19 protein-coding genes and 1 tRNA gene are annotated in these 20,425 nt (G+C 54.7%); 13 read left to right on the top strand and 7 right to left on the bottom strand.

Features of this window, described 5'->3' with window-relative positions; genetic code table 11:
• Window positions 1–66 precede the first annotated feature (66 nt).
• Window positions 67–1,302, top strand: coding sequence for an alanine transaminase (alaC, locus tag PUZ33_RS11590; RefSeq protein WP_020690608.1), 1,236 nt, complete (start codon window positions 67–69; stop codon window positions 1,300–1,302).
• Window positions 1,303–1,357: 55 nt separating this feature from the next.
• Here the strand turns inward: alaC and ypdK are convergent, their stop codons facing one another.
• Both ypdK and lpxP read right to left on the bottom strand, forming a co-directional pair.
• Window positions 1,358–1,429, bottom strand: coding sequence for a membrane protein YpdK (gene ypdK, locus PUZ33_RS11585; protein WP_099458937.1), 72 nt, complete (start codon window positions 1,427–1,429; stop codon window positions 1,358–1,360).
• A 357-nt stretch (window positions 1,430–1,786) separates the two neighbouring features.
• Window positions 1,787–2,704, bottom strand: coding sequence for a kdo(2)-lipid IV(A) palmitoleoyltransferase (gene lpxP, locus PUZ33_RS11580; protein WP_058680696.1), 918 nt, complete (start codon window positions 2,702–2,704; stop codon window positions 1,787–1,789).
• Window positions 2,705–3,017: 313 nt separating this feature from the next.
• Between lpxP and PUZ33_RS11575 the strand changes: the two genes are divergently transcribed.
• Window positions 3,018–4,397 carry a diguanylate cyclase gene (locus PUZ33_RS11575; RefSeq protein WP_058680697.1) on the top strand — a complete coding sequence of 460 codons (1,380 nt, stop codon included), beginning with the start codon at window positions 3,018–3,020 and terminating at the stop codon, window positions 4,395–4,397.
• Window positions 4,398–4,412: 15 nt separating this feature from the next.
• On the opposite strand, the gene PUZ33_RS11570 is transcribed toward PUZ33_RS11575, so the two are convergent.
• Window positions 4,413–4,484, bottom strand: a tRNA-Arg gene (locus PUZ33_RS11570).
• A 75-nt stretch (window positions 4,485–4,559) separates the two neighbouring features.
• Window positions 4,560–5,489, bottom strand: a complete 930-nt coding sequence (locus PUZ33_RS11565; RefSeq protein WP_058651771.1) for a formate/nitrite transporter family protein — start codon at window positions 5,487–5,489, stop codon at window positions 4,560–4,562.
• A 315-nt stretch (window positions 5,490–5,804) separates the two neighbouring features.
• Between PUZ33_RS11565 and mlaA the strand changes: the two genes are divergently transcribed.
• Entirely contained in the window at window positions 5,805–6,557 is a 753-nt protein-coding gene (gene mlaA / locus PUZ33_RS11560) for a phospholipid-binding lipoprotein MlaA (RefSeq protein ID WP_013098159.1), read from the top strand.
• Window positions 6,558–6,602: 45 nt separating this feature from the next.
• Here the strand turns inward: mlaA and fadL are convergent, their stop codons facing one another.
• Window positions 6,603–7,925 carry a long-chain fatty acid transporter FadL gene (gene fadL, locus PUZ33_RS11555; protein WP_014832806.1) on the bottom strand — a complete coding sequence of 441 codons (1,323 nt, stop codon included), beginning with the start codon at window positions 7,923–7,925 and terminating at the stop codon, window positions 6,603–6,605.
• A gap of 372 nt (window positions 7,926–8,297) precedes the next feature.
• On the opposite strand from fadL, the gene PUZ33_RS11550 reads away from it, so the two are divergent.
• The 4 genes from PUZ33_RS11550 to sixA all read left to right on the top strand — a co-directional run bounded on the left by PUZ33_RS11550 (window position 8,298) and on the right by sixA (window position 12,960).
• A complete protein-coding gene (locus PUZ33_RS11550) occupies window positions 8,298–8,582 on the top strand; it encodes a YfcZ/YiiS family protein (protein WP_014832805.1) in 285 nt (94 codons plus the stop codon).
• Between the two features lie 226 nt (window positions 8,583–8,808).
• Entirely contained in the window at window positions 8,809–10,119 is a 1,311-nt protein-coding gene (gene fadI / locus PUZ33_RS11545; RefSeq protein WP_058680698.1) for an acetyl-CoA C-acyltransferase FadI, read from the top strand.
• Window positions 10,119–12,266 carry a fatty acid oxidation complex subunit alpha FadJ gene (gene fadJ, locus PUZ33_RS11540; RefSeq protein ID WP_058680699.1) on the top strand — a complete coding sequence of 716 codons (2,148 nt, stop codon included), beginning with the start codon at window positions 10,119–10,121 and terminating at the stop codon, window positions 12,264–12,266. Before fadI ends, fadJ begins: the two co-directional genes overlap by 1 nt.
• Before the next feature lie 208 nt (window positions 12,267–12,474).
• Window positions 12,475–12,960, top strand: a complete 486-nt coding sequence (gene sixA, locus PUZ33_RS11535) for a phosphohistidine phosphatase SixA (protein ID WP_014832802.1) — start codon at window positions 12,475–12,477, stop codon at window positions 12,958–12,960.
• A 46-nt stretch (window positions 12,961–13,006) separates the two neighbouring features.
• Here sixA and smrB read toward each other — a convergent pair whose 3' ends face one another.
• Window positions 13,007–13,558, bottom strand: a complete 552-nt coding sequence (gene smrB / locus PUZ33_RS11530) for an endonuclease SmrB (protein ID WP_013098153.1) — start codon at window positions 13,556–13,558, stop codon at window positions 13,007–13,009.
• A 145-nt stretch (window positions 13,559–13,703) separates the two neighbouring features.
• On the opposite strand from smrB, the gene prmB reads away from it, so the two are divergent.
• Genes prmB through PUZ33_RS11500 form a run of 6 tightly spaced genes read left to right on the top strand, consistent with a single transcriptional unit; the run spans window position 13,704 to window position 18,255 of the window.
• On the top strand, window positions 13,704–14,636 hold the full coding sequence (prmB, locus tag PUZ33_RS11525) for a 50S ribosomal protein L3 N(5)-glutamine methyltransferase (protein WP_013098152.1): 933 nt from the start codon (window positions 13,704–13,706) through the stop codon (window positions 14,634–14,636).
• 60 nt (window positions 14,637–14,696) lie between these two features.
• Complete coding sequence (gene aroC, locus PUZ33_RS11520; RefSeq protein ID WP_023619788.1) at window positions 14,697–15,782, top strand: chorismate synthase; 1,086 nt, start codon at window positions 14,697–14,699, stop codon at window positions 15,780–15,782.
• A gap of 2 nt (window positions 15,783–15,784) precedes the next feature.
• The gene (mepA, locus tag PUZ33_RS11515) at window positions 15,785–16,609 is read left to right on the top strand and encodes a penicillin-insensitive murein endopeptidase (RefSeq protein WP_020690615.1); all 825 of its coding nucleotides are present in this window, start codon (window positions 15,785–15,787) and stop codon (window positions 16,607–16,609) included.
• On the top strand, window positions 16,609–17,421 hold the full coding sequence (locus PUZ33_RS11510) for a sulfite exporter TauE/SafE family protein (protein WP_058680700.1): 813 nt from the start codon (window positions 16,609–16,611) through the stop codon (window positions 17,419–17,421). Before mepA ends, PUZ33_RS11510 begins: the two co-directional genes overlap by 1 nt.
• Window positions 17,418–17,963, top strand: a complete 546-nt coding sequence (locus PUZ33_RS11505; RefSeq protein WP_013098148.1) for an elongation factor P hydroxylase — start codon at window positions 17,418–17,420, stop codon at window positions 17,961–17,963. The genes PUZ33_RS11510 and PUZ33_RS11505 overlap by 4 nt, the downstream gene beginning before the upstream one ends.
• Before the next feature lie 13 nt (window positions 17,964–17,976).
• A complete protein-coding gene (locus tag PUZ33_RS11500) occupies window positions 17,977–18,255 on the top strand; it encodes a YfcL family protein (RefSeq protein ID WP_013098147.1) in 279 nt (92 codons plus the stop codon).
• Window positions 18,256–18,291: 36 nt separating this feature from the next.
• Here PUZ33_RS11500 and mnmC read toward each other — a convergent pair whose 3' ends face one another.
• Window positions 18,292–20,289, bottom strand: a complete 1,998-nt coding sequence (mnmC, locus tag PUZ33_RS11495) for a bifunctional tRNA (5-methylaminomethyl-2-thiouridine)(34)-methyltransferase MnmD/FAD-dependent 5-carboxymethylaminomethyl-2-thiouridine(34) oxidoreductase MnmC (protein ID WP_058680701.1) — start codon at window positions 20,287–20,289, stop codon at window positions 18,292–18,294.
• Window positions 20,290–20,425: the final 136 nt, after the last annotated feature.

Raw genomic sequence — 20,425 nt, 5'->3', positions numbered from 1 at the left:
AAACACGCCACATCGGTGGCAGCGTCGCTCGGACGGTCCGGGCGCTAACGTTAATCTGAGGAATCTATGGCTGAATTCAGTCCTGAACGCCGTTTTACGCGTATCGATCGTCTCCCCCCTTATGTTTTCAATATCACTGCTGAACTGAAGATGGCTGCGCGTCGTCGCGGCGAAGATATTATCGATTTCAGCATGGGTAACCCTGACGGCCCAACGCCTGCGCATATTGTTGAGAAGCTCTGCACGGTCGCCCAGCGCCCGGATACGCACGGTTACTCCACCTCTCGCGGCATTCCTCGATTACGTCGTGCGATCTCTCGCTGGTACCAGGATCGCTATCAGGTTGATATCGATCCGGAAAGTGAAGCCATTGTCACCATTGGCTCGAAAGAGGGGCTGGCGCACCTGATGCTGGCTACGCTGGATCATGGTGATACGGTGCTGGTGCCTAATCCAAGTTACCCCATCCATATTTACGGCGCGGTGATTGCCGGGGCGCAGGTTCGCTCTGTGCCGCTGGTGGAAGGGGTCGATTTCTTTAACGAGCTGGAACGTGCGATTCGTGAAAGCTATCCGAAACCGAAGATGATGATCCTCGGCTTCCCGTCTAACCCTACGGCGCAGTGTGTAGAACTCGACTTCTTTGAGAAAGTCGTCGCACTGGCGAAGCGTTACGATGTGCTGGTGGTACACGACTTAGCCTACGCCGATATTGTGTACGACGGCTGGAAAGCGCCTTCCATTATGCAGGTTCCGGGCGCACGTGATGTGGCGGTGGAGTTCTTTACCCTGTCGAAAAGCTACAACATGGCGGGGTGGCGTATTGGCTTTATGGTGGGTAACAAAACGCTGGTGAGTGCACTGGCGCGTATTAAGAGTTACCACGATTACGGCACCTTTACCCCACTGCAGGTGGCCGCTATCGCCGCGCTGGAAGGCGATCAGCAGTGTGTTCATGATATTGCCGCCCAGTATAAACGCCGTCGCGATGTGCTGGTGAAAGGGCTGCATGAGGCTGGCTGGATGGTGGAAATGCCGAAAGCGTCAATGTATGTCTGGGCAAAAATCCCTGAGCCTTACGCGGCGATGGGGTCACTGGAGTTTGCCAAAAAGCTGTTGCAGGACGCGAAAGTCTGCGTCTCGCCGGGCATTGGCTTTGGTGATTATGGCGACACCCATGTACGGTTCGCGCTGATTGAAAACAGCGACCGTATTCGCCAGGCGGTGAGGGGCATCAAGAGTATGTTCCGCGCCGACGGGCTTCTCGCATCAAAGAGTGCCGTTGAACAGCACGAATCTTAATGACATAAAAAGACAGGAGCCAACGGCTCCTGTTTTTTTGACTGCATGTTCTTCGCTAGATCATCAGGGCGAAGGTTCCGGCCCACACTAAAACAATCACCGAAATGCCCATAAAGAAATATTTCACGTTTCATCGCTCCGCGTATCTTCTGGTACGCACTTAAAAACAGAGTCCACCTGATTATAGAGAACTGACATTTGCCTGAGACGGAAATGAGAATTATCCCGTTACGATGCAAACTCCAGCTCAGAATTCTGTGCTTTCCTGTTGCCAGACGGCGCTAATGTACGCCTAAAAATGAGGGGTGACAAGGGGCATTTTTTTAAATACTTTCCGTAACTTACGGGTGTCGTGGAACGGCGACAGTTTGATTTCAGAGCGCAATAAATCCACGTTGAGCGACGACAAGAAAAGACAATTACTCAGGGTGATTACAGGTGATTGAAAAGGTTAGTTTCTTAGCGAAACTAACCTTTCTACACATTAGATATAGAGAGACGCTTCGCCATGCGGCCGCGTTTTGAAACGGCGATGCATCCACAGATACTGCTCCGGCGCGCGCATAATTTCGGTCTCGATAACTTTATTGATGAACGCTGCGGCTTCGCATTCATTTTCCGGATAGTTTGCCATCTCCGGTGAGATGTGCAGACGATAGCCAGATTTATCAACCTTTCTCACCATTGTCACGGTCAGCATTGCGGCGCCTGACAGACGCGAAATCACGAACGTGCCGTTGGTGGTGGCGACATTTTTAACCGCAAAGAAGGGCGCAAAACTGCTGCCTTTACGTCCGTAGTCCTGATCGGGTGCAAACCAGACGGCTTCGCCTTTCTTCAGGGCGCCGACCATACCGCGCAGATTGTTACGGCTGATCATCGCCTTATTGGAACGCATGCGACCACGGGTTTGTACCCACTCCATCAGCGGACTGTTGTGCGGGCGGTAGGTGGCCATCATCGGCTGACAAAGCCCCATTACTCGGCCGCCCAGCTCCAGCGACATAAAGTGGACACCAACTACCATCACGCCACGGTTTTGCATTTGCGCGCGTTTCAGGTTTTCGAGACCTTCAACGTCAAACCATTTGCGGACGCGCTCATCAGGCCAGAACCAGGCCATGCCGGTTTCAAGCAATGCCATGCCGATAGATTTAAAGTTCTCGGCAATCAGTGTTTCGCGCTGCTGCGCATTATACTGGGGAAAGCACAGTTCGAGATTTTTACGGGCAATAGATTCACGACGTTTGAGGAAGTGGCGGGATGCGCTGCCGAGCCTGGAGCCCAGTACGCGGATCACAGGATAAGGAAGTTGAACCAGAAGCCAGAGTACGCCAAGACCAAACCATGTAAACCAGTAACGCGGGTGTAAAAACGCACGTTTGAAGTGGGGTTGAGACAAAATAGTGAACCTATGTAAAGCCTTTGAAAGTAACGCATAAAGCGATACCACGTGCCAATTAGACCGTTGGACAAGGTCATGGTTGCAGGCTTTACCGATCTTTACGGCGTTGCCTGACCACTGCTGACGTTGGGTGGGCGGCGTAATGTAGCACCGTTATACGATATGTGCTATTACTCGTTTTTGATTAAAAAAGCGGCACCTGGAAAGGGTGTTGATTTTGTTGCTGTTGTTGATTATCACGCATGCCAGACGGTGAATCCGTGCGCTCATTCCCGTCGGACAAGCTAACGATCTCCCCTGGAGGGTGTAAATGGAAACCTATTTACAAACCGTAAGGGATGAGTGGATTCAGTTAATCAATGAAACGGATCCCCTCGTTCATCAACTTACTGCGCAACTGGCCAGCGATCATGCTTCTGGTCTGATTACGGAGTTTTATCGTGTGGTCCTGGCCGACCCTAATGCAGCGGAGTTTCTGACCACTGAGCAGGTTGAAAGGCAGCTGCAGGAAGCGCTGCGCCGTTGGCTTGTTGATGTTCTCTCCTGCCGGGTTGAACAGGTTGATGAACAGATGCGGGCTCAGCAGCGCGCCGCCGATGTTCACGCCCGAATAGGTATATCAGTCGACCTGGTTGAGATGGGTTTTCGGATCCTGAAAAAGCTGTTGTTACCCCTTATTAATGCCACACCACACCCTTCTGAGACCAAGTTAAGCATCTATCACTACGCCATTAACAGCATTGATCTGGCAATGGAGGTGATGTCGCGCGCGTATGTCTTCAGCGAGAACAATGCGGCAAAAGAGGACGAGAACTATCGAATCTTCTCGCTGATGGAAAATGCGGAAGTCGAGAAGGAACGGCAGACCGCCGCATTACTGACGTGGGAACTGTCGCTGCTTTATAAAGTGATGCTGGACTCCAGCATCGACAATAGCCGGCCGCTCGGGCAGTCCGACTTTGGGCTGTGGTTCAGTCATAAGGGACGTCACTACTTCAGTGGTATTGCCGAAGCAGGGCATATCTCTCGTCTTATCCAGGAGTTCGACGCGGCTTTTCATGACGTTCGTCAGACAGACGATGCCCTTCACGACAGACTGCGACAGGTGCAATTTTTGCGACTGACGCGAACGACCTTCTCGCAAATCGTGACCCTGCTGCATGAGCTGTTTGATGAGGTAGCCCGGCACGAGGTGGGCGTGGATGTGCTCACTCGTCTGCTTAACCGTCGCTTCCTGCCAACCATTTTTAAACGTGAAATTACCCAGGCAAGTCGTTCTGGTACGCCGCTGTCGGTGTTGCTTATTGATGTCGATAAGTTCAAGCAAATCAACGATACCTGGGGGCACAACACGGGAGATGAAATATTAAGAAAGGTTGCCGGGGCGTTTTATGACAACGTTCGCACCTGTGACTATGTCTTCCGCTATGGCGGAGATGAGTTTTTGATTGTGCTAACGGAAATCACCGAAGCCGATACCCTGCGCATTGCCGAGCGGGTCCGCCGACGCGTGGAAAAAATTAAGGTTCATTCCCCGACAGGCGAGCCGATACCGTTGTCGCTTTCGATTGGGGCGGCCATGTTTAATGGTCATCCTGACTACGAACGTCTGATTCAGGCTGCGGATGAGGCGTTGTATGGAGCAAAACGACGGGGGCGAAACTGCGTGGAGTTATGGAAAGCGCAGTGATGTTTACTATTAAAGTGTCCCCTGCAGGAATCGAACCTGCAACTAGCCCTTAGGAGGGGCTCGTTATATCCATTTAACTAAGGGGACGAGGCGGCACGAGTATACCGTTATTTACACTTTGCGTTAAGCGCATTGCCGCCCGACTGCTCAAAGAGTCACCATTCAGGCCGATTTATTTGCCGACTTTTCATCATTTTCCTGCGCTTTCAGCTCGGCTTTACGCTTATTAGACATGTCATTACGGATCTGGGCATGACTCAACAGCGCAAAAATAAAGGTTCCGCCGCAGATGTTGCCCGCAAGCGTAGGCAGTGCGAATGGCCAGAAGAAATCGCTCCAGTGAAGCGTGCCGTTAAACACCAGATAGAGGATTTCTACAGTACCTACCACGATATGGGTGGTGTCGGCCAGCGCAATCAGCCACGTCATTAATATGATTACCACAATTTTGGCGCTGCCTGCGGAAGGGAACATCCAGACCATTGTCGCGATAATCCAGCCAGAGATAATGGCGTTAGAGAACATCTCCACGGGCGTGTTTTTCATCACATCCATACCGATTTTCACAAACGCATCCCGGGTGGGGTCATCAAATATCGGCATATATTCAAACGCCCAGGCGGCGATACCCGTGCCGATGAGGTTGCCCAGCAGGACCACGCTCCACAGACGCATCAGTAAGCCAAAGTTACCCAGAGTCGGGTTTTGCATGACAGGCAGAACGGCGGTGACCGTGTTTTCAGTAAAAAGCTGCTGGCGGGCCATAATGACGATGATAAAGCCGAAGGTGTAGCCCAGATTCTCCAGCAAAAAGCCACCGGGTACACCTTCAAGCTGCACATGGAAAATGCCCTTCGCAAGTAGCGATGCCCCCATTGAGAGGCCGGCCGCGATAGCGGACCACAGCAGGGCCATGGCATCGCGCTCCATCTCCTTTTCCCCATCCTGACGGATATGTTCATGGATCGCCATCGCGCGGGAGGGAAGGCGATCTTCATCAATCTCTATCTTTTCACCGCGCTCTTTTTCCTCGCTCTCAATTTCAAGTTCTTCATTGCTCTCGCCAATTTTCTCTTCGCCCACGTCTTTCATAACCGCTCCAGTTGGGTGTTCTTTCTTTTAAGCGTAGCGGCTTTTAACAAAATGCCCGTGGGGATGCTCTTAAAGTGAGGGTAATGGCAACAAAGGTGAGACATCTCATTCAAAGCCATTATAAAATTGCCAGCGAAACGAATTCTAAAAGCCAGGCTATGCTGAGATCAGAGTGACGGTGGTTACTGCCCGTAATTGTGCTCATAGACATCGGTAAACGTGCTGATACAATCACTTGCACGTTTACAGACGGAGCATCAAATGCTCCGTTACGGATGGCAATCAACGATAGCCATACTGAACAGGGAGAATTTTATGAAACTTCGGCTGTCGGCGCTTGCGCTGGGCGCGACGATGCTTGTGGGCTGCGCCAGCTCCGGGGAGCAAACGGGACGCTCCGATCCTCTCGAAGGATTTAACCGCTCAATGTATAGCTTCAACTATAACGTGCTGGATCCCTATGTGGTTCGCCCGGTGGCGGTTGCATGGCGTGATTATGTTCCCCAGCCTGCGCGTAACGGGTTGAGCAATTTCACCAGTAACCTTGAAGAGCCAGCGGTGATGGTCAACTACTTCCTGCAAGGCGATCCGTATCAGGGGATGGTGCACTTTACTCGCTTCTTCCTGAACTCCCTGCTGGGGATGGGGGGCTTTATCGATGTCGCCGGCATGGCGAACCCGAAACTGCAGCGTGAACAGCCGCACCGCTTCGGGAGTACGCTGGGTCATTATGGCGTCGGTTACGGCCCGTACGTTCATCTGCCGTTCTATGGCAGCTTTACCGTGCGTGATGATGGCGGTGATATGGTGGATACGCTGTATCCGGTTCTTTCGTGGCTGACCTGGCCGCTGTCGATTGGTAAATGGACGGTAGAAGGGATTGAAACACGTGCGCAACTGCTCGATTCCGACGGTCTGCTGCGTCAGTCTTCCGATCCATACATCATGGTGCGTGAAGCTTACTTCCAGAATCATGACTTTATTGCCAATGGTGGCAAGCTGAAGCCGGAAGAGAATCCAAACGCGAAGGCAATCGAGAACGAATTAAAAGATATCGATTCGGAATAAATAAAAAAGGTGAGCGATGCTCACCTTTTTTGATCCCTGCGCGAATTAGAACGCGTAGTTGAAGTTCAGGCCATACAGCCAGGCTTTACCTTCGGAAGAGAACTCATACGGACCTTCCTTGAAGCTGACTTTTTGACCGTGCATATACGAAACACCTGCATCGACAGAGGCATCTTTGTTGAATGCGTAGGTCGCACCGGCGCTCAGCCAGAAGCGGTCCTGATCCGGAATGGAGATAGAACGTTTGTCAGCCGGAACCGGGCTATCATCGAAGGCAATACCGGTACGGAACGTCCAGTTGTCATCCATATAGTAGGTGGTACCCAGTGCGATGCGGTAGGCATCACGGAAGCTTTCATCTTTATAGAACAGCGTGTCGCCTTTGCTGTTGGTCGCTTTCAGCTCCTGGAACTGGCTCCAGCTGGTGTAGGTCAGGCTATAGTGAATCGCCCACTGTGGTGCCACGCGGTTATAACCGGACAATTCCCACATTTCCGGTAAGTGCAGACTCAGAGAACCGCCAGTGGTACGGCCATCGGTGCCCATTGGCAGACCGAAGGTGCCGAGGATCTGGTTATAAGCAGAAGGCAGGCTGCTCTTGTAGTCGCCGTCAAAGTCGATTTTCACTTCGGAACGGTAGGTGAAACCGTAACGGTTGTTTTTATCGAGTTCATAAAGGATACCGGCGTTCCAGCCAAAGCCCCACTCGTCACCCTTCAGATACGCGATCTGGGTGTCTGCCGGGATCCCTGCAACCTGTTGTGCCAGAGGCGGCGGCAGTGCGCCGGAGCCCGCAACGATTTTGCCGAGATCGCCCGCGTAACGTTCGATTTTCGCTTTAGCGTAAACGGCATCAAAGCCAACGCCGAAGCTCCAGTTACTGTTCAGACGGTAAGCACCGCTCAGGTTCAGGTTCAGAGTCTCAAGGTCGGTTTTACCGCCATAGGCTCCTGCTGCGTAGTCGTTATTAAACTCGGTCGCTAAACCATAGTTAGAGGTTACGGATGCACCCCAGCCAAACTGGTCGTTGATTGGCGCGACGAAGTGCAGGTTTGGCACCCATGCCGTTGGCGCGATGTTATCGGAATTCAGGCTGGCTCCGCTCGGGGAACGGCCCGTAATATCCACACCCGGATCAACAAAGATGGCGCCCGCTGAGAACGTTGGGCGATCAAACATCATGATCAGCGCAGGGTTACGACTGGCGTTTCCTGCATCATCAGCAATTGCACCTTCCCCGGAATACGCACGGCCAAGGCCAGAGGAAGAAAATTCGTTTAACTGGAAGCCCGCTGACCAGGCGGACGTAGAGACGATTGCCACTGCGACTGCCAGCGCAGTCTTGTTGAACAGGGTTTTCTGGCTCATGACCATAACCTCATTGAGTTATTTTTATTCAATAATTGTTACATACCGTAACAGGAGCGCGAAGTGTAGGGTCTGAGGTATGACTTACAAATCAGACCAGTGGCCAGAGTATAGGTCTGACCAGCTAGAATGTTGCAAGTTTGTTTATTAATATTTTCAAACATGTTTCTTGAAACGAGATCTGGTTGGCAAAAATGTGACCATCACGACTCACCCAAAAGGGCGAATTTTGTTTTAGATCATTTTTTAGTGTGATATTGGTCACTTATCCCGTTTTGCGCCATTAACGGCTGGAGAGCGTCTGCATCGGGGCGTAAAATATCAGCATCGTGTTTATCTCGCGTCCTGCGCGAATACAGAGGAAATTGAGATATGAGTAAATGCAGTGCTGATGAAACCCCGGTTTGCTGCTGTATGGATGTTGGTACCATCATGGACAACTCCGATTGCACCGCCTCTTACAGCCGCGTGTTCACCAACCGTGCCGAAGCGGAAGAGACCCTGGCGGCGCTGAGCAAGCGCGCGCGCGACGTAGAATCCGATCCGTGTGAAATCAAGTCCACCTTCACGGAAGTGGACGGCGGCGTGAAGCTGGATATCGACTTTGTCTTCGCCTGCGAAGCTGAAACGCTGATTTTCCAACTCGGTCTGCGTTAATCTCCGCGGCCTGATGCCCTCTCCTACGGGTGAGGGTGCAAACACTCAAAACGGTAACCTCTGGGTTACCGTTTTGTTTTTATCCCGGGGCATTTTCTTTTTTCTTCTCTGTGTTTTAGTTCGCATTTTTTCGTTTCCCCAATTGGCTGAATGTAAAAAAATGGTTAAGACTATTAATCAGGTCAGACCACTTTATGTTTGCAAAAAATTTTTACAGGGGAATGTTATGAGTCAGGCATTACCGCTTATCACCCGACAAGGTGACCGCATTGCCATTGTCAGTGGATTGCGTACGCCGTTTGCGCGTCAGGCGACAGCGTTTCACGGCATACCGGCCGTTGACCTGGGGAAAATGGTGGTGGGGGAGATGCTGGCTCGCAGCGAAATACCGCCTGACGTCATTGAGCAGCTGGTTTTTGGCCAGGTTGTTCAGATGCCAGAAGCTCCCAACATTGCACGAGAAATTGTCCTTGGCACCGGAATGAACGTGCATACGGATGCTTACAGCGTCAGCCGTGCGTGTGCAACCAGCTTTCAGGCGGTGGCAAACGTGGCCGAAAGCCTGATGGCGGGCACCATTCGCGCGGGGATCGCCGGCGGGGCAGACTCGTCCTCCGTGCTGCCGATAGGGGTCAGTAAAAAGCTGGCCCGCATTCTGGTGGATGCAAATAAAGCGCGCACCACCGGGCAAAAACTCACGCTCTTCTCGCGTTTACGCCTTCGTGACCTGATGCCTGTTCCACCTGCGGTGGCTGAATACTCCACCGGCCTGCGCATGGGCGACACCGCCGAGCAGATGGCCAAAACCTACGGCATTACCCGGGAGCAGCAAGATGCGCTGGCTCACCGTTCCCATCAGCTTGCGGCGAAAGCCTGGTCGGAAGGCAAGCTTAACGACGAGGTGATGACCGCGTATATCCCGCCTTACCGCGAACCGCTGGTGGAAGATAACAACATTCGTGGCACCTCGACGCTGGCGGACTATGCCAGACTGCGTCCTGCATTCGACCGCAAACACGGCACCGTTACGGCCGCCAACAGTACTCCGCTGACGGATGGTGCTGCCGCGGTTATCCTGATGACCGAATCGCGAGCCAAAGAGCTGGGTCTTACCCCGCTCGGTTATCTGCGCAGCTACGCGTTCACGGCGATCGACGTCTGGCAGGACATGCTGTTAGGCCCGGCCTGGTCCACGCCGTTGGCGCTGGATCGCGCAGGGTTGACCCTCGCTGATTTAACGCTGATTGATATGCACGAGGCCTTTGCCGCACAAACCCTGGCCAACGTCCAGCTACTGGCCAGCGAACGTTTTGCTCGCGATGTGCTTGGCCGCGCCCATGCCACCGGAGAAGTGGATCAAAGCAAATTTAACGTACTGGGCGGCTCTATCGCCTACGGTCATCCGTTTGCGGCGACGGGTGCGAGGATGATCACCCAAACATTACATGAGTTACGTCGCCGTGGCGGCGGTTTTGGCCTCGTCACCGCCTGCGCGGCGGGCGGTCTTGGGGCAGCAATGGTTCTGGAGGCTGAATAATGGCAATGGCATCTGCATTTAATCTGACGGTTCGCCTCGATAACGTGGCTGTGATTACCATTGATGTCCCCGACGAAAAGATGAATACCCTGAAGGCGGAATTTGGCGTTCAGGTGCGCGAGATGTTAAAGCAGATCCGCGAGAACAAAGCGATTCGCGGCCTGGTGTTTATCTCGGCAAAGCCAGACAACTTTATTGCCGGGGCCGATATCAACATGATCGCCCGGGCGCAAAGCGCGCAGGAGGCGGAAGATCTGGCGCGCCAGGGGCAGCAGGTGATGGCGGAGATCCATTCGCTGCCGATCCCGGCGATCGCCGCGATCCACGGTGCATGCCTGGGCGGTGGGCTGGAGCTGGCGCTGGCCTGTCACAGTCGTATTTGTACTGACGACGCGAAAACCGTTCTTGGGTTGCCGGAAGTACAGCTTGGGCTGCTTCCCGGCTCCGGTGGAACGCAGCGTCTGCCGCGGCTGGTTGGCGTTAGTACAGCGCTGGAGATGATCTTAACCGGCAAACAGCTGCGCGCCCGTCAGGCGCTGAAAGCGGGGCTGGTTGATGACGTCGTTCCGCATTCTATTTTGCTGGAAGCCGCCGTAAAGCTGGCGCTGAAGGGACGTCAGGCAAGACGTGTTCTGCCGGTGCGTGAGCGCGTCCTGGCCGGGCCGCTGGGGCGGGCGCTGCTGTTTAGCATGGTGGGCAAGAAAACCGAACAAAAGACCAAAGGCAACTATCCGGCGGCGAAGCGCATTCTTGAGGTGATTGAAACCGGGTTGTCGCAGGGCAGCAGCAGCGGTTATGCCGCGGAGGCAAAAGCCTTTGGTGAACTGGCGATGACGCCGCAATCGCAGGCGTTGCGCAGCATCTTCTTTGCCAGCACTGACGTTAAAAAAGATCCGGGTAGTGACGCTGAACCTGCGCCGCTCAATGCCGTTGGCGTTCTCGGGGGCGGACTGATGGGCGGCGGCATTGCGTTTGTTACAGCCAGCAAAGCCAAATTGCCCGTACGTATCAAAGACATCAACCCGAAAGGGATTAACCACGCACTGCAGTACAGCTGGCAGAACCTTGATCGGAAGGTTAAACGCCGCCATATCAAGGCAAGCGAGCGGGATAAAACCGTGGCCATGATCAGCGGCACTACGGACTACCGTGGTTTTGCCCATCGCGATCTGGTCATTGAAGCGGTGTTTGAAGACCTGGCGCTTAAGCAGCAGATGGTTGCGGACGTTGAGCAACATTGTGCGCCGCACACGATTTTCGCCTCGAACACCTCTTCATTACCGATCGGTGATATCGCAGCGAAAGCCGCGCGTCCTGAGCAGGTGATTGGCCTGCACTTTTTTAGTCCGGTTGAAAAAATGCCGCTGGTTGAAGTTATTCCACACGCGTCAACCAGCCCGCAGACTGTCTCTACGGTAGTGAAACTGGCGAAAAAGCAGGGCAAAACCCCGATCGTCGTGGCAGATAAAGCGGGTTTCTACGTCAACCGCATTCTGGCGCCGTATATCAACGAAGCGATGCGCCTGCTGGTGGAAGGGGAGAAGATCGAACATGTCGACGAGGCGCTGGTCAAGTTTGGTTTCCCCGTTGGCCCAATCCAACTTTTGGATGAGGTAGGAATAGACACCGGCACTAAAATTATACCTGTGCTGGAGGCCGCATATGGCGAGCGTTTTAGCCCGCCTGCAAACATTGTTTCTGCAATTTTGAAGGACGATCGCAAAGGCAGAAAAAATGAACGCGGTTTCTATCTTTACGGTGCAAAAGGGCGTAAAAGCAAGAAACAGGTCGACCCTTCGGTCTATGGGCTTATCCCAACAACCGGACAGGCGAAACTGTCTGCCGTTCAGTGTGCTGAACGCTGTGTGATGATGATGCTTAATGAAGCCGCACGCTGTTTTGGCGAGCAGGTGATTAAAAGCGCACGCGATGGCGATATTGGCGCCGTATTTGGTATTGGTTTCCCGCCGTTCCTTGGCGGCCCGTTCCGTTACATGGACACCCTCGGAGCGGGTGAAGTGGTTGCGATTCTGCAACGTCTTGCCACGCAGTATGGTCCCCGGTTTACACCCTGTGACGAATTATTGCAGATGGCGGAACGGGGCCAGACATTTTGGCCAGCAAGGGAAACTGTCCTCGTAAGTTGAGGTCAAAGAAGGGTAAATCCGGCGGTGAATGAATCTGATTTGGCGATTTTGTAAACAGAGATTGACTATACTTACGCCATTGAGGTAAAAAACAGCGTTTCATTCACCGAATGGATCAGGCACAATGCCCGGCCATCGGGTTTTCTACCTCAAGCATTAATCGCGGGTAGTTAACGCCGGTGATTCTGGTTAACAAAAGCGGTGCAATATGCAAGTTTTTATCATGCGTCACGGCGACGCGGCACTCGATGCCGCCAGTGACTCAGTACGTCCTTTAACCGTCTGCGGCTGCGACGAATCTCGTCAGATGGCGAACTGGCTTAAAGGTCAAAAAGTGGACATTGAACGCGTTCTGGTGAGTCCGTTCCTGCGTGCTGAACAGACGCTGGATGTGGTAGGGGAGTGTATGAACCTGCCGACCAGCGTGGATGTTCTCCCTGAACTCACGCCGTGTGGTGATGTCGGCCTTGTCAGTGCCTACCTGCAGGCGCTGTGCAATGAAGGTGTCGCTTCTGCACTGGTCATTTCCCACCTGCCACTGGTTGGCTATCTGGTATCTGAACTGTGCCCGGGCGAGACGCCACCGATGTTTACAACCTCCGCCATTGCCAACGTCACCCTCGACGAAACCGGCAAAGGGGTCTTCAACTGGCAAATGAGTCCATGCAATCTCCGGATGGCGAAAGCAATCTGAGGTGACGTGCGATAAGGCGGGAGCAACTATGCCTCCCGCCATGTTTTCAGGGCAGTTCTGGCGGTTGCCACTCCTCAACCTCAATCAACACCAGCAAGGCGGCATCTCCGCCGTACTCTTTAGGTGCCTGATGAAACGCCATCACGTGTGGATGCTGAGCCAGCCACAGCGGCGTTTGTTGCTTAAGAACATGTTTACCGTGGCCGTGCATCACGCAGGCACAAAACACATGTTCGCGGCGACAGGCGGCAATCAACGCCCCCAGCTCCTGTTTCGCCTGCATCTGCGTCAAACCATGCAAATCGAGAAACAGCTCGGGTGAATAATCTCCCCGGCGTAATTTTTTCAGCTCAAAGTGGCTGACATCTTCGCGAACGTACTTGACCGCACCCTGCGTGTTAAGCAGCGGCTGAAACTCATCGGAAAAATAGTGGCTATTATCCGCCTGCTCCTGCAATAGCCTTTTGACCGGCACTTCGCTGACTTTTTTGCGCATCGGCCGGTGGACAATCGTGTCCTGCTTGATTTGACGCGTACCAGTCATGAGCTGACGGAAGAGCGCCTGATCCTCCTCGCTGAGCGATGTTTTCTTTTTCATTCGTCGTTCTCATCTCGTATTTCCGATAGTGTACCCGACTAAACGCATTTTTTAACCTCAAGCGGTATGCGTCATTGCTGATTTATCGCCGTCTTCATGGCAAACTAGCCGCCGAAAATTATGCGAGCATGCCCTGGAGGAAAGAGTGGATAAAATTTTTGTCGATGAAGCAGTAAACGAGCTGCATACCATACAGGACATGTTGCGCTGGTCGGTTAGCCGCTTCAGCGCCGCCAATATCTGGTATGGACACGGTACGGATAACCCGTGGGATGAAGCTGTTCAACTGGTGCTGCCTTCTCTCTACCTGCCGCTCGATATTCCGGAAGACATGCGCACCGCGCGTCTGACCTCCAGCGAAAAGCACCGCATCGTTGAGCGTGTGATCCGCCGCGTGAACGAGCGTATTCCGGTAGCCTATCTGACCAACAAAGCCTGGTTCTGCGGTCACGAATTCTATGTTGATGAACGCGTGCTGGTGCCGCGCTCGCCAATTGGTGAGCTGATCAACAACCACTTCGAAGGGCTGATTAACCGTCAACCGCAGCACATTCTGGATATGTGTACCGGCAGCGGCTGCATTGCCATTGCCTGCGCTTATGCCTTCCCGGAAGCGGAAGTGGACGCGGTGGACATCTCCACCGACGCGCTGGCGGTAACCGAGCACAACATTGAAGAACACGGGCTGATCCACCATGTTACGCCTATCCGCTCCGATCTGTTCCGTGACCTGCCGACGCTGCAGTACGATCTTATCGTAACCAACCCGCCGTACGTGGATGCGGAAGATATGTCCGATCTGCCAAACGAATACCGTCACGAGCCAGAATTGGGCCTGGCATCGGGTTCTGACGGCCTGAAGCTGACCCGTCGCATTCTGGCCTGCGCACCGGATTATCTGACCGACGACGGCGTTCTGATTTGTGAAGTGGGCAACAGCATGGTACATCTGATAGAGCAGTACCCGGATGTGCCGTTCACCTGGCTTGAGTTCGACAACGGCGGTGACGGCGTCTTTATGCTGACCAAAGCGCAGCTGCTCGACGCGCGCGAACATTTCAGCATCTACAAAGATTAATCCAGCGGGCTTCGGCCCGTTTCACAACGCTCACACACAAATAACGACATCGGAGCCGTGATGGCAGGAAACAGTATTGGACAAATATTCCGCGTGACCACCTTTGGTGAGTCGCACGGGCTGGCACTGGGCTGTATCGTTGACGGCGTACCGCCAGGCATCGAACTCACCGAAGCCGATTTACAGCACGACCTTGATCGTCGTCGTCCGGGCACCTCTCGCTACACCACGCAGCGTCGCGAGCCGGACCAGGTCAAAATTCTCTCAGGCGTATTTGAAGGCCGCACCACCGGGACCAGTATTGGTCTGCTGATTGAAAACACCGACCAACGTTCTCAGGACTACGGTGCCATCAAAGATGTGTTCCGTCCGGGCCACGCTGACTACACCTACGAACAAAAGTACGGTTTTCGCGACTATCGCGGCGGTGGACGCTCCTCCGCGCGTGAAACTGCGATGCGCGTCGCCGCAGGGGCGATTGCCAAGAAATACCTGCAGCAGAAATTTGGCATCGTGATCCGCGGGTGCCTGACCCAGATGGGTGACATTCCGCTGGCCATTAAAGACTGGGAGCAGGTTGAACAAAACCCGTTCTTCTGTGCTGATGTTGAGAAGCTGGAGGCGCTGGACGAGCTGATGCGTGGCCTGAAAAAAGAGGGCGACTCTATCGGTGCAAAAGTGACCGTGGTGGCTGACGGCGTACCGCCAGGCTGGGGTGAGCCTGTATTTGACCGTCTGGACGCGGACATTGCCCACGCGCTGATGAGCATCAATGCGGTGAAGGGCGTCGAAATTGGCGACGGTTTTGACGTGGTTCAGCTTCGCGGCAGCCAGAACCGTGACGAAATTACAAAAGAGGGCTTCCAGAGCAACCATGCGGGTGGCATTCTCGGCGGCATCAGCAGCGGGCAGCAGATTATTGCCAATATCGCGCTGAAGCCAACGTCCAGCATTACCGTGCCGGGCCACACGATTAACCGCTCTGGTGAAGAAGTTGAGATGATCACCAAAGGACGTCACGATCCGTGCGTCGGGATCCGCGCGGTGCCAATCGCAGAAGCCATGCTGGCAATCGTGTTGATGGATCACTTCCTGCGCCAGCGTGCGCAGAATGCGGATGTGACGACCACCATTCCACGCTGGTAACTATGAAAAAAACCGCAATTGCTCTGCTGGCGCTACTTGCCAGTGGGGCCAGTCTGGCCGCCACGCCATGGCAAAAAATCACTCACCCGGTGGCGGGAAGCGCGCAGTCGATTGGTGCGTTCTCCAATGGCTGTATCGTTGGTGCGCAGGAACTTCCTCTGCAGTCGGATACTTATCAGGTGATGCGTACCGACCAGCGTCGTTACTTCGGCCACCCGGATCTGGTGCTGTTTATCCAGCGTCTGGGTAACCAGGTGCATAACCTGGGGCTGGGTACGATGCTGATTGGCGATATGGGTATGCCTGCTGGCGGTCGTTTCAACGGTGGGCACGCCAGTCACCAGACCGGGCTGGATGTGGATATATTCCTGCAGTTGCCTAAAACGCGCTGGACCTCGGCACAACTGCTGAAGCCGCAGGCGCTGGATCTGGTGGCGCGCGACGGCAAAAGCGTTGTGCCGTCGCTGTGGACCCCGGATGTTTTCAGCCTGATTAAGCTGGCAGCGAAGGACAACGAGGTCACGCGGATCTTCGTTAACCCGGCCATCAAGCAGCAGCTCTGCCTGGATGAGGGAACCGATCGCGACTGGCTGCGCAAAGTGCGTCCGTGGTTCCAGCATCGTGCGCATATGCACGTACGTCTGCGCTGCCCGGCAAACAGTCTGGAATGTGAAGATCAGCCGCTACCACCGCCAGGCGATGGCTGCGGTGCGGAACTGCAAAGCTGGTTTGAACCGGCAAAACCTGGAACCTCTAAGCCTGAGAAGAAGACACCGCCTCCGTTGCCGCCTTCCTGCCAGGCGCTACTGGATGAGCATGTACTTTAATGGATAATTTCGTCGACCTGTTTATGGTGTCACCGCTGCTGCTGGTGGTGCTGTTCTTTGTGGCAATGCTGGCCGGTTTTATCGATGCCCTCGCGGGCGGTGGCGGATTGCTTACCGTTCCGGCGCTGCTGGCGGCGGGCATGAGCCCGGCTCAGGCGCTTGCCACCAACAAGCTTCAGGCCTGCGGCGGGTCCCTTTCCGCGTCGCTCTATTTTATTCGCCGTAAGGTGGTTAATCTTGCCGACCAGAAGCTCAATATTCTGATGACCTTCATCGGCTCAACCTCCGGTGCGCTGTTGGTTCAGCACGTACAGTCTGACATTCTGCGTCAGATCCTGCCGGTGCTGGTCATCTGTATTGGCCTCTACTTTCTGCTGATGCCAAAGCTTGGTGAAGAGGACAGGCAGCGTCGGCTGCATGGTCTGCCGTTCGCGCTTATCGCAGGCGGCTGCGTCGGGTTTTACGATGGCTTCTTTGGCCCAGGCGCCGGGTCGTTCTATGCCCTGGCGTTTGTCACGCTGGCCGGATTTAACCTCGCCAAATCTACCGCCCACGCTAAAGTGCTGAATGCCACCTCGAACGTCGGCGGTCTGCTGCTGTTTATCATCGGCGGCAAGGTTATCTGGGCAACCGGGTTTGTGATGATGGCGGGGCAGTTTTTAGGCGCGCGCGCGGGCTCGCGTCTGGTATTAAGCAAAGGACAGAAGCTGATTCGCCCGATGATCGTCATCGTCTCGGCGGTGATGAGCGCCAAGCTTCTTTATGACAGCCATGGACAGGAGCTCCTCACCTGGCTGGGGATGAATGCATGAACAGTACGCATAACTATGAACAGCTGATTGAGATTTTTGACGGCTGTTTTGCTGATGATTTTAATACCCGTCTGATTAAAGGCGACGACGAACCGATCTATCTTCCTGCTGATGCAGAGGTGCCCTATAACCGCATCGTGTTTGCGCATGGTTTTTACGCCAGTGGCCTGCATGAGATTTCACACTGGTGCATTGCGGGAAAAGCGCGTCGCGAGCTGGTGGACTTTGGTTACTGGTACTGTCCGGACGGACGTGACGCGGCCACGCAGGGTCAGTTTGAAGATGTGGAAGTCAAACCGCAGGCGCTGGAGTGGCTGTTCTGCGTGGCGGCGGGTTTCCCGTTCAACGTCAGCTGTGACAATCTCGAAGGGGATTTCGAGCCAGACCGTATTCTCTTCCAGCGCCGCGTGCATGCGCAGGTGATGGAGTATCTTGAGAAAGGCATCCCGGAACGCCCGGCACGCCTGATCAAGGCTTTACAGAATTATTACCATACGCCGGAGATCACGGCGGAATGCTTCCCGTGGCCGGAAGATCTTTAACAGAGGAAAGAAGATGATCGCAGAATTTGAATCACGCATTCTGGCGTTAATTGATGACATGGTGGAACACGCCAGTGATGATGAGCTGTTCGCCAGCGGTTATCTGCGTGGTCACCTGACGCTGGCCGTTGCCGAGCTGGAAGCCGGGGACGATCACTCTGCCGAGGCCATTCATGATGAAGTGAGCCGCAGCCTGGAAAAAGCCATCCAGGCGGGCGAGCTTTCTCCCCGCGACCAGTCTCTGGTGCTGGGTATGTGGGACAACCTGTTCCAGCAGGCGAAAGCGAAGTAAGCGTTTCACCTCCCTCTCCCGGTGGGAGAGGGCACCCTATTTAACCTGCTTCCCCTTCAGCAATTTCCGCACCCACAAACGATTCGGATTCAGCCCTGCGAGCGTGGTGCTGTCCAGCGGAATGGGCTCATCGCTCATTTGCGCGGCTAACGCTTCCGCCAGCAGCGGTGCAGAACATAACCCGCGCGAGCCCAGCCCGCCCAGCATAAACAGCTCCGGATGAACCGGTGAGACCACAGCCGTCTCCTTGTGTTCAGCCAGATCCTGATACGCCTCAAGCGTTGCTTCATAGTCCGGTACATTTCCCGCCATGGGCAGATGATCGCGGGTGGCGCAGCGTACGCCGCAGCGCGCTTCGCCCCCGCTGACGTCAACCTCTCTCGCCCACGCCGCGTCCGGGAAGCAGTCAATCAGGCGCTGGCGGTTCTGCTGCTGATCTTCCTCGCGGTAATGCGTGTCTGTTTCACCGCGATGGTAACTGGCACCAATGCAATGATGAGCATTAGACGGATTTTGCGGCGTCAGGTAGCCGTCATAGCACAGCACCTGGCGCAGTTGGCTCAGTGCAGGTGCGGTCGGAATATGGCTCACCTGGCCGCCAACCGGATAAACGGGCAATGTCTCTGTCTGGACAAACTGATTGATGTGATGTCCGTTTGCCAGCACAACGCTGGCATGCGTGGCCTCTTTGCCATCGGCAAAGCGCAGGGTCCAGTGGGTTGTCCGGCTAAACGATGCAACCTTATGAGCATAATGCACCGTCAGCCCGCGTGACTGTGCCAGGGTAATCGCCGCAGTGGTCAGTTCGGCAGGGCACAGCCAGCCGCCGAGCGGATACTGAATACCGCCGCAGCCCGTCTCAACGCCGGTGGTGTCTGTCACCGTTTTCGCACTTACCGCGCGGGCAATCTCTTCCGGCAGGCCCAGCGACAGCATCTGCGCGATTTTTTGCTGGCTCTTTTCATCCCAGCCGAGCTGCGTCACGCCGCACCAGTCATGGTCGAATGCCACCGGAAGAGTGTCGTATACGCGACGGGCAAAGGTAAAGGCCGCGGGGAAAAACTGGAACAGCGCCGGGTCGTGCGCGCTTAAAAGCGGATAAAGGGCTCCCTGACGGTTGCCGGAGGCGCCGTTTGCCGGAGCCGGGTCAGCACAGTAGAGCGTCACCTGCCAGCCGCGGTGTAAAAGCGCGAGCGAAAGCAGGGCGCTGGCGATCCCTCCGCCAACGATCGCCACCTCGCGGGATGCGCTGGCACGGCGTGCAAACCAGGGCGCACGGGCGGGGATCGCCAGCGTCTGTTCCATCGTCCCGACCAGCATGTCGCGCTTGCGGCCAAACCCTTTGGTTTTTCGCATCGTAAAGCCTGCTTCCTGTAAGCCGCGGCGGACAAACCCCGCCGAGGTAAAGGTCGCGAGCGTTGCGCCAGGCCGCGCCAGACGCGCCATGGCGCTAAACAGATGCTGACTCCACATCTCCGGGTTTTTAGCTGGCGCAAACCCGTCAAGGAACCACGCGTCCACCTTCTGGTTCATCGAATCATCAAGCTTATCGGTCAGTTCGTTGATATCGCCGAGCCATAAGTCCAGCGTGACGCGTCCACCGTCCAGCAGCAGACGATGGCAACCGCCGATGGCGGGCGGCCACTGCGCCTGAAGCTGTTCAGCCCAAGGGGCAAGCTCCGGCCAGCGCTGGTGCGCCAGGTGCAGGTCGTGCGCGGTGAGTGGAAATTTTTCGAAACTGATGAAATGTAATCTTTGTAGCGTAGCCTCAGGATGGGCAGCGTGAAACTGGTCGAAAGCCTGCCAGAGGGTCAGAAAATTCAGGCCGGTACCGAACCCGCTCTCTGCGACGACAAACAGACTGCGCGGATGGGCGGGAAAGCGTGCGCTGAGCTGATTTCCGTCGAGGAAAACATAGCGGGTTTCTTCCAGTCCGTTATCATTAGAAAAATAGACGTCATCAAAATCTCGGGAAACAGGTGTACCCTCAGCGTTGAATTCGAGGTTGGCGGGTTGTATAGCGTTTTGTTTCACGTAAGTTACTCGTCTGACAGGCAGTGGCACGATCTTAACGATGTGAGTCCATCGGTGCAAATTTCCGCAGAAAATGTCTGATCGGACTTGTTCGGCGTACAAGTGTACGCTATTGTGCGACTCGAAACTTACTATA

Source organism: Enterobacter cloacae complex sp. 2022EL-00981 (genome assembly GCF_028737495.1).
In the GTDB taxonomy this organism is placed as follows: Bacteria; Pseudomonadota; Gammaproteobacteria; order Enterobacterales; family Enterobacteriaceae; genus Enterobacter; species Enterobacter cloacae.
The sequence above is the reverse complement of the archived record's forward strand: the minus strand, read 5'-3'. Positions and strand labels throughout refer to the sequence as shown.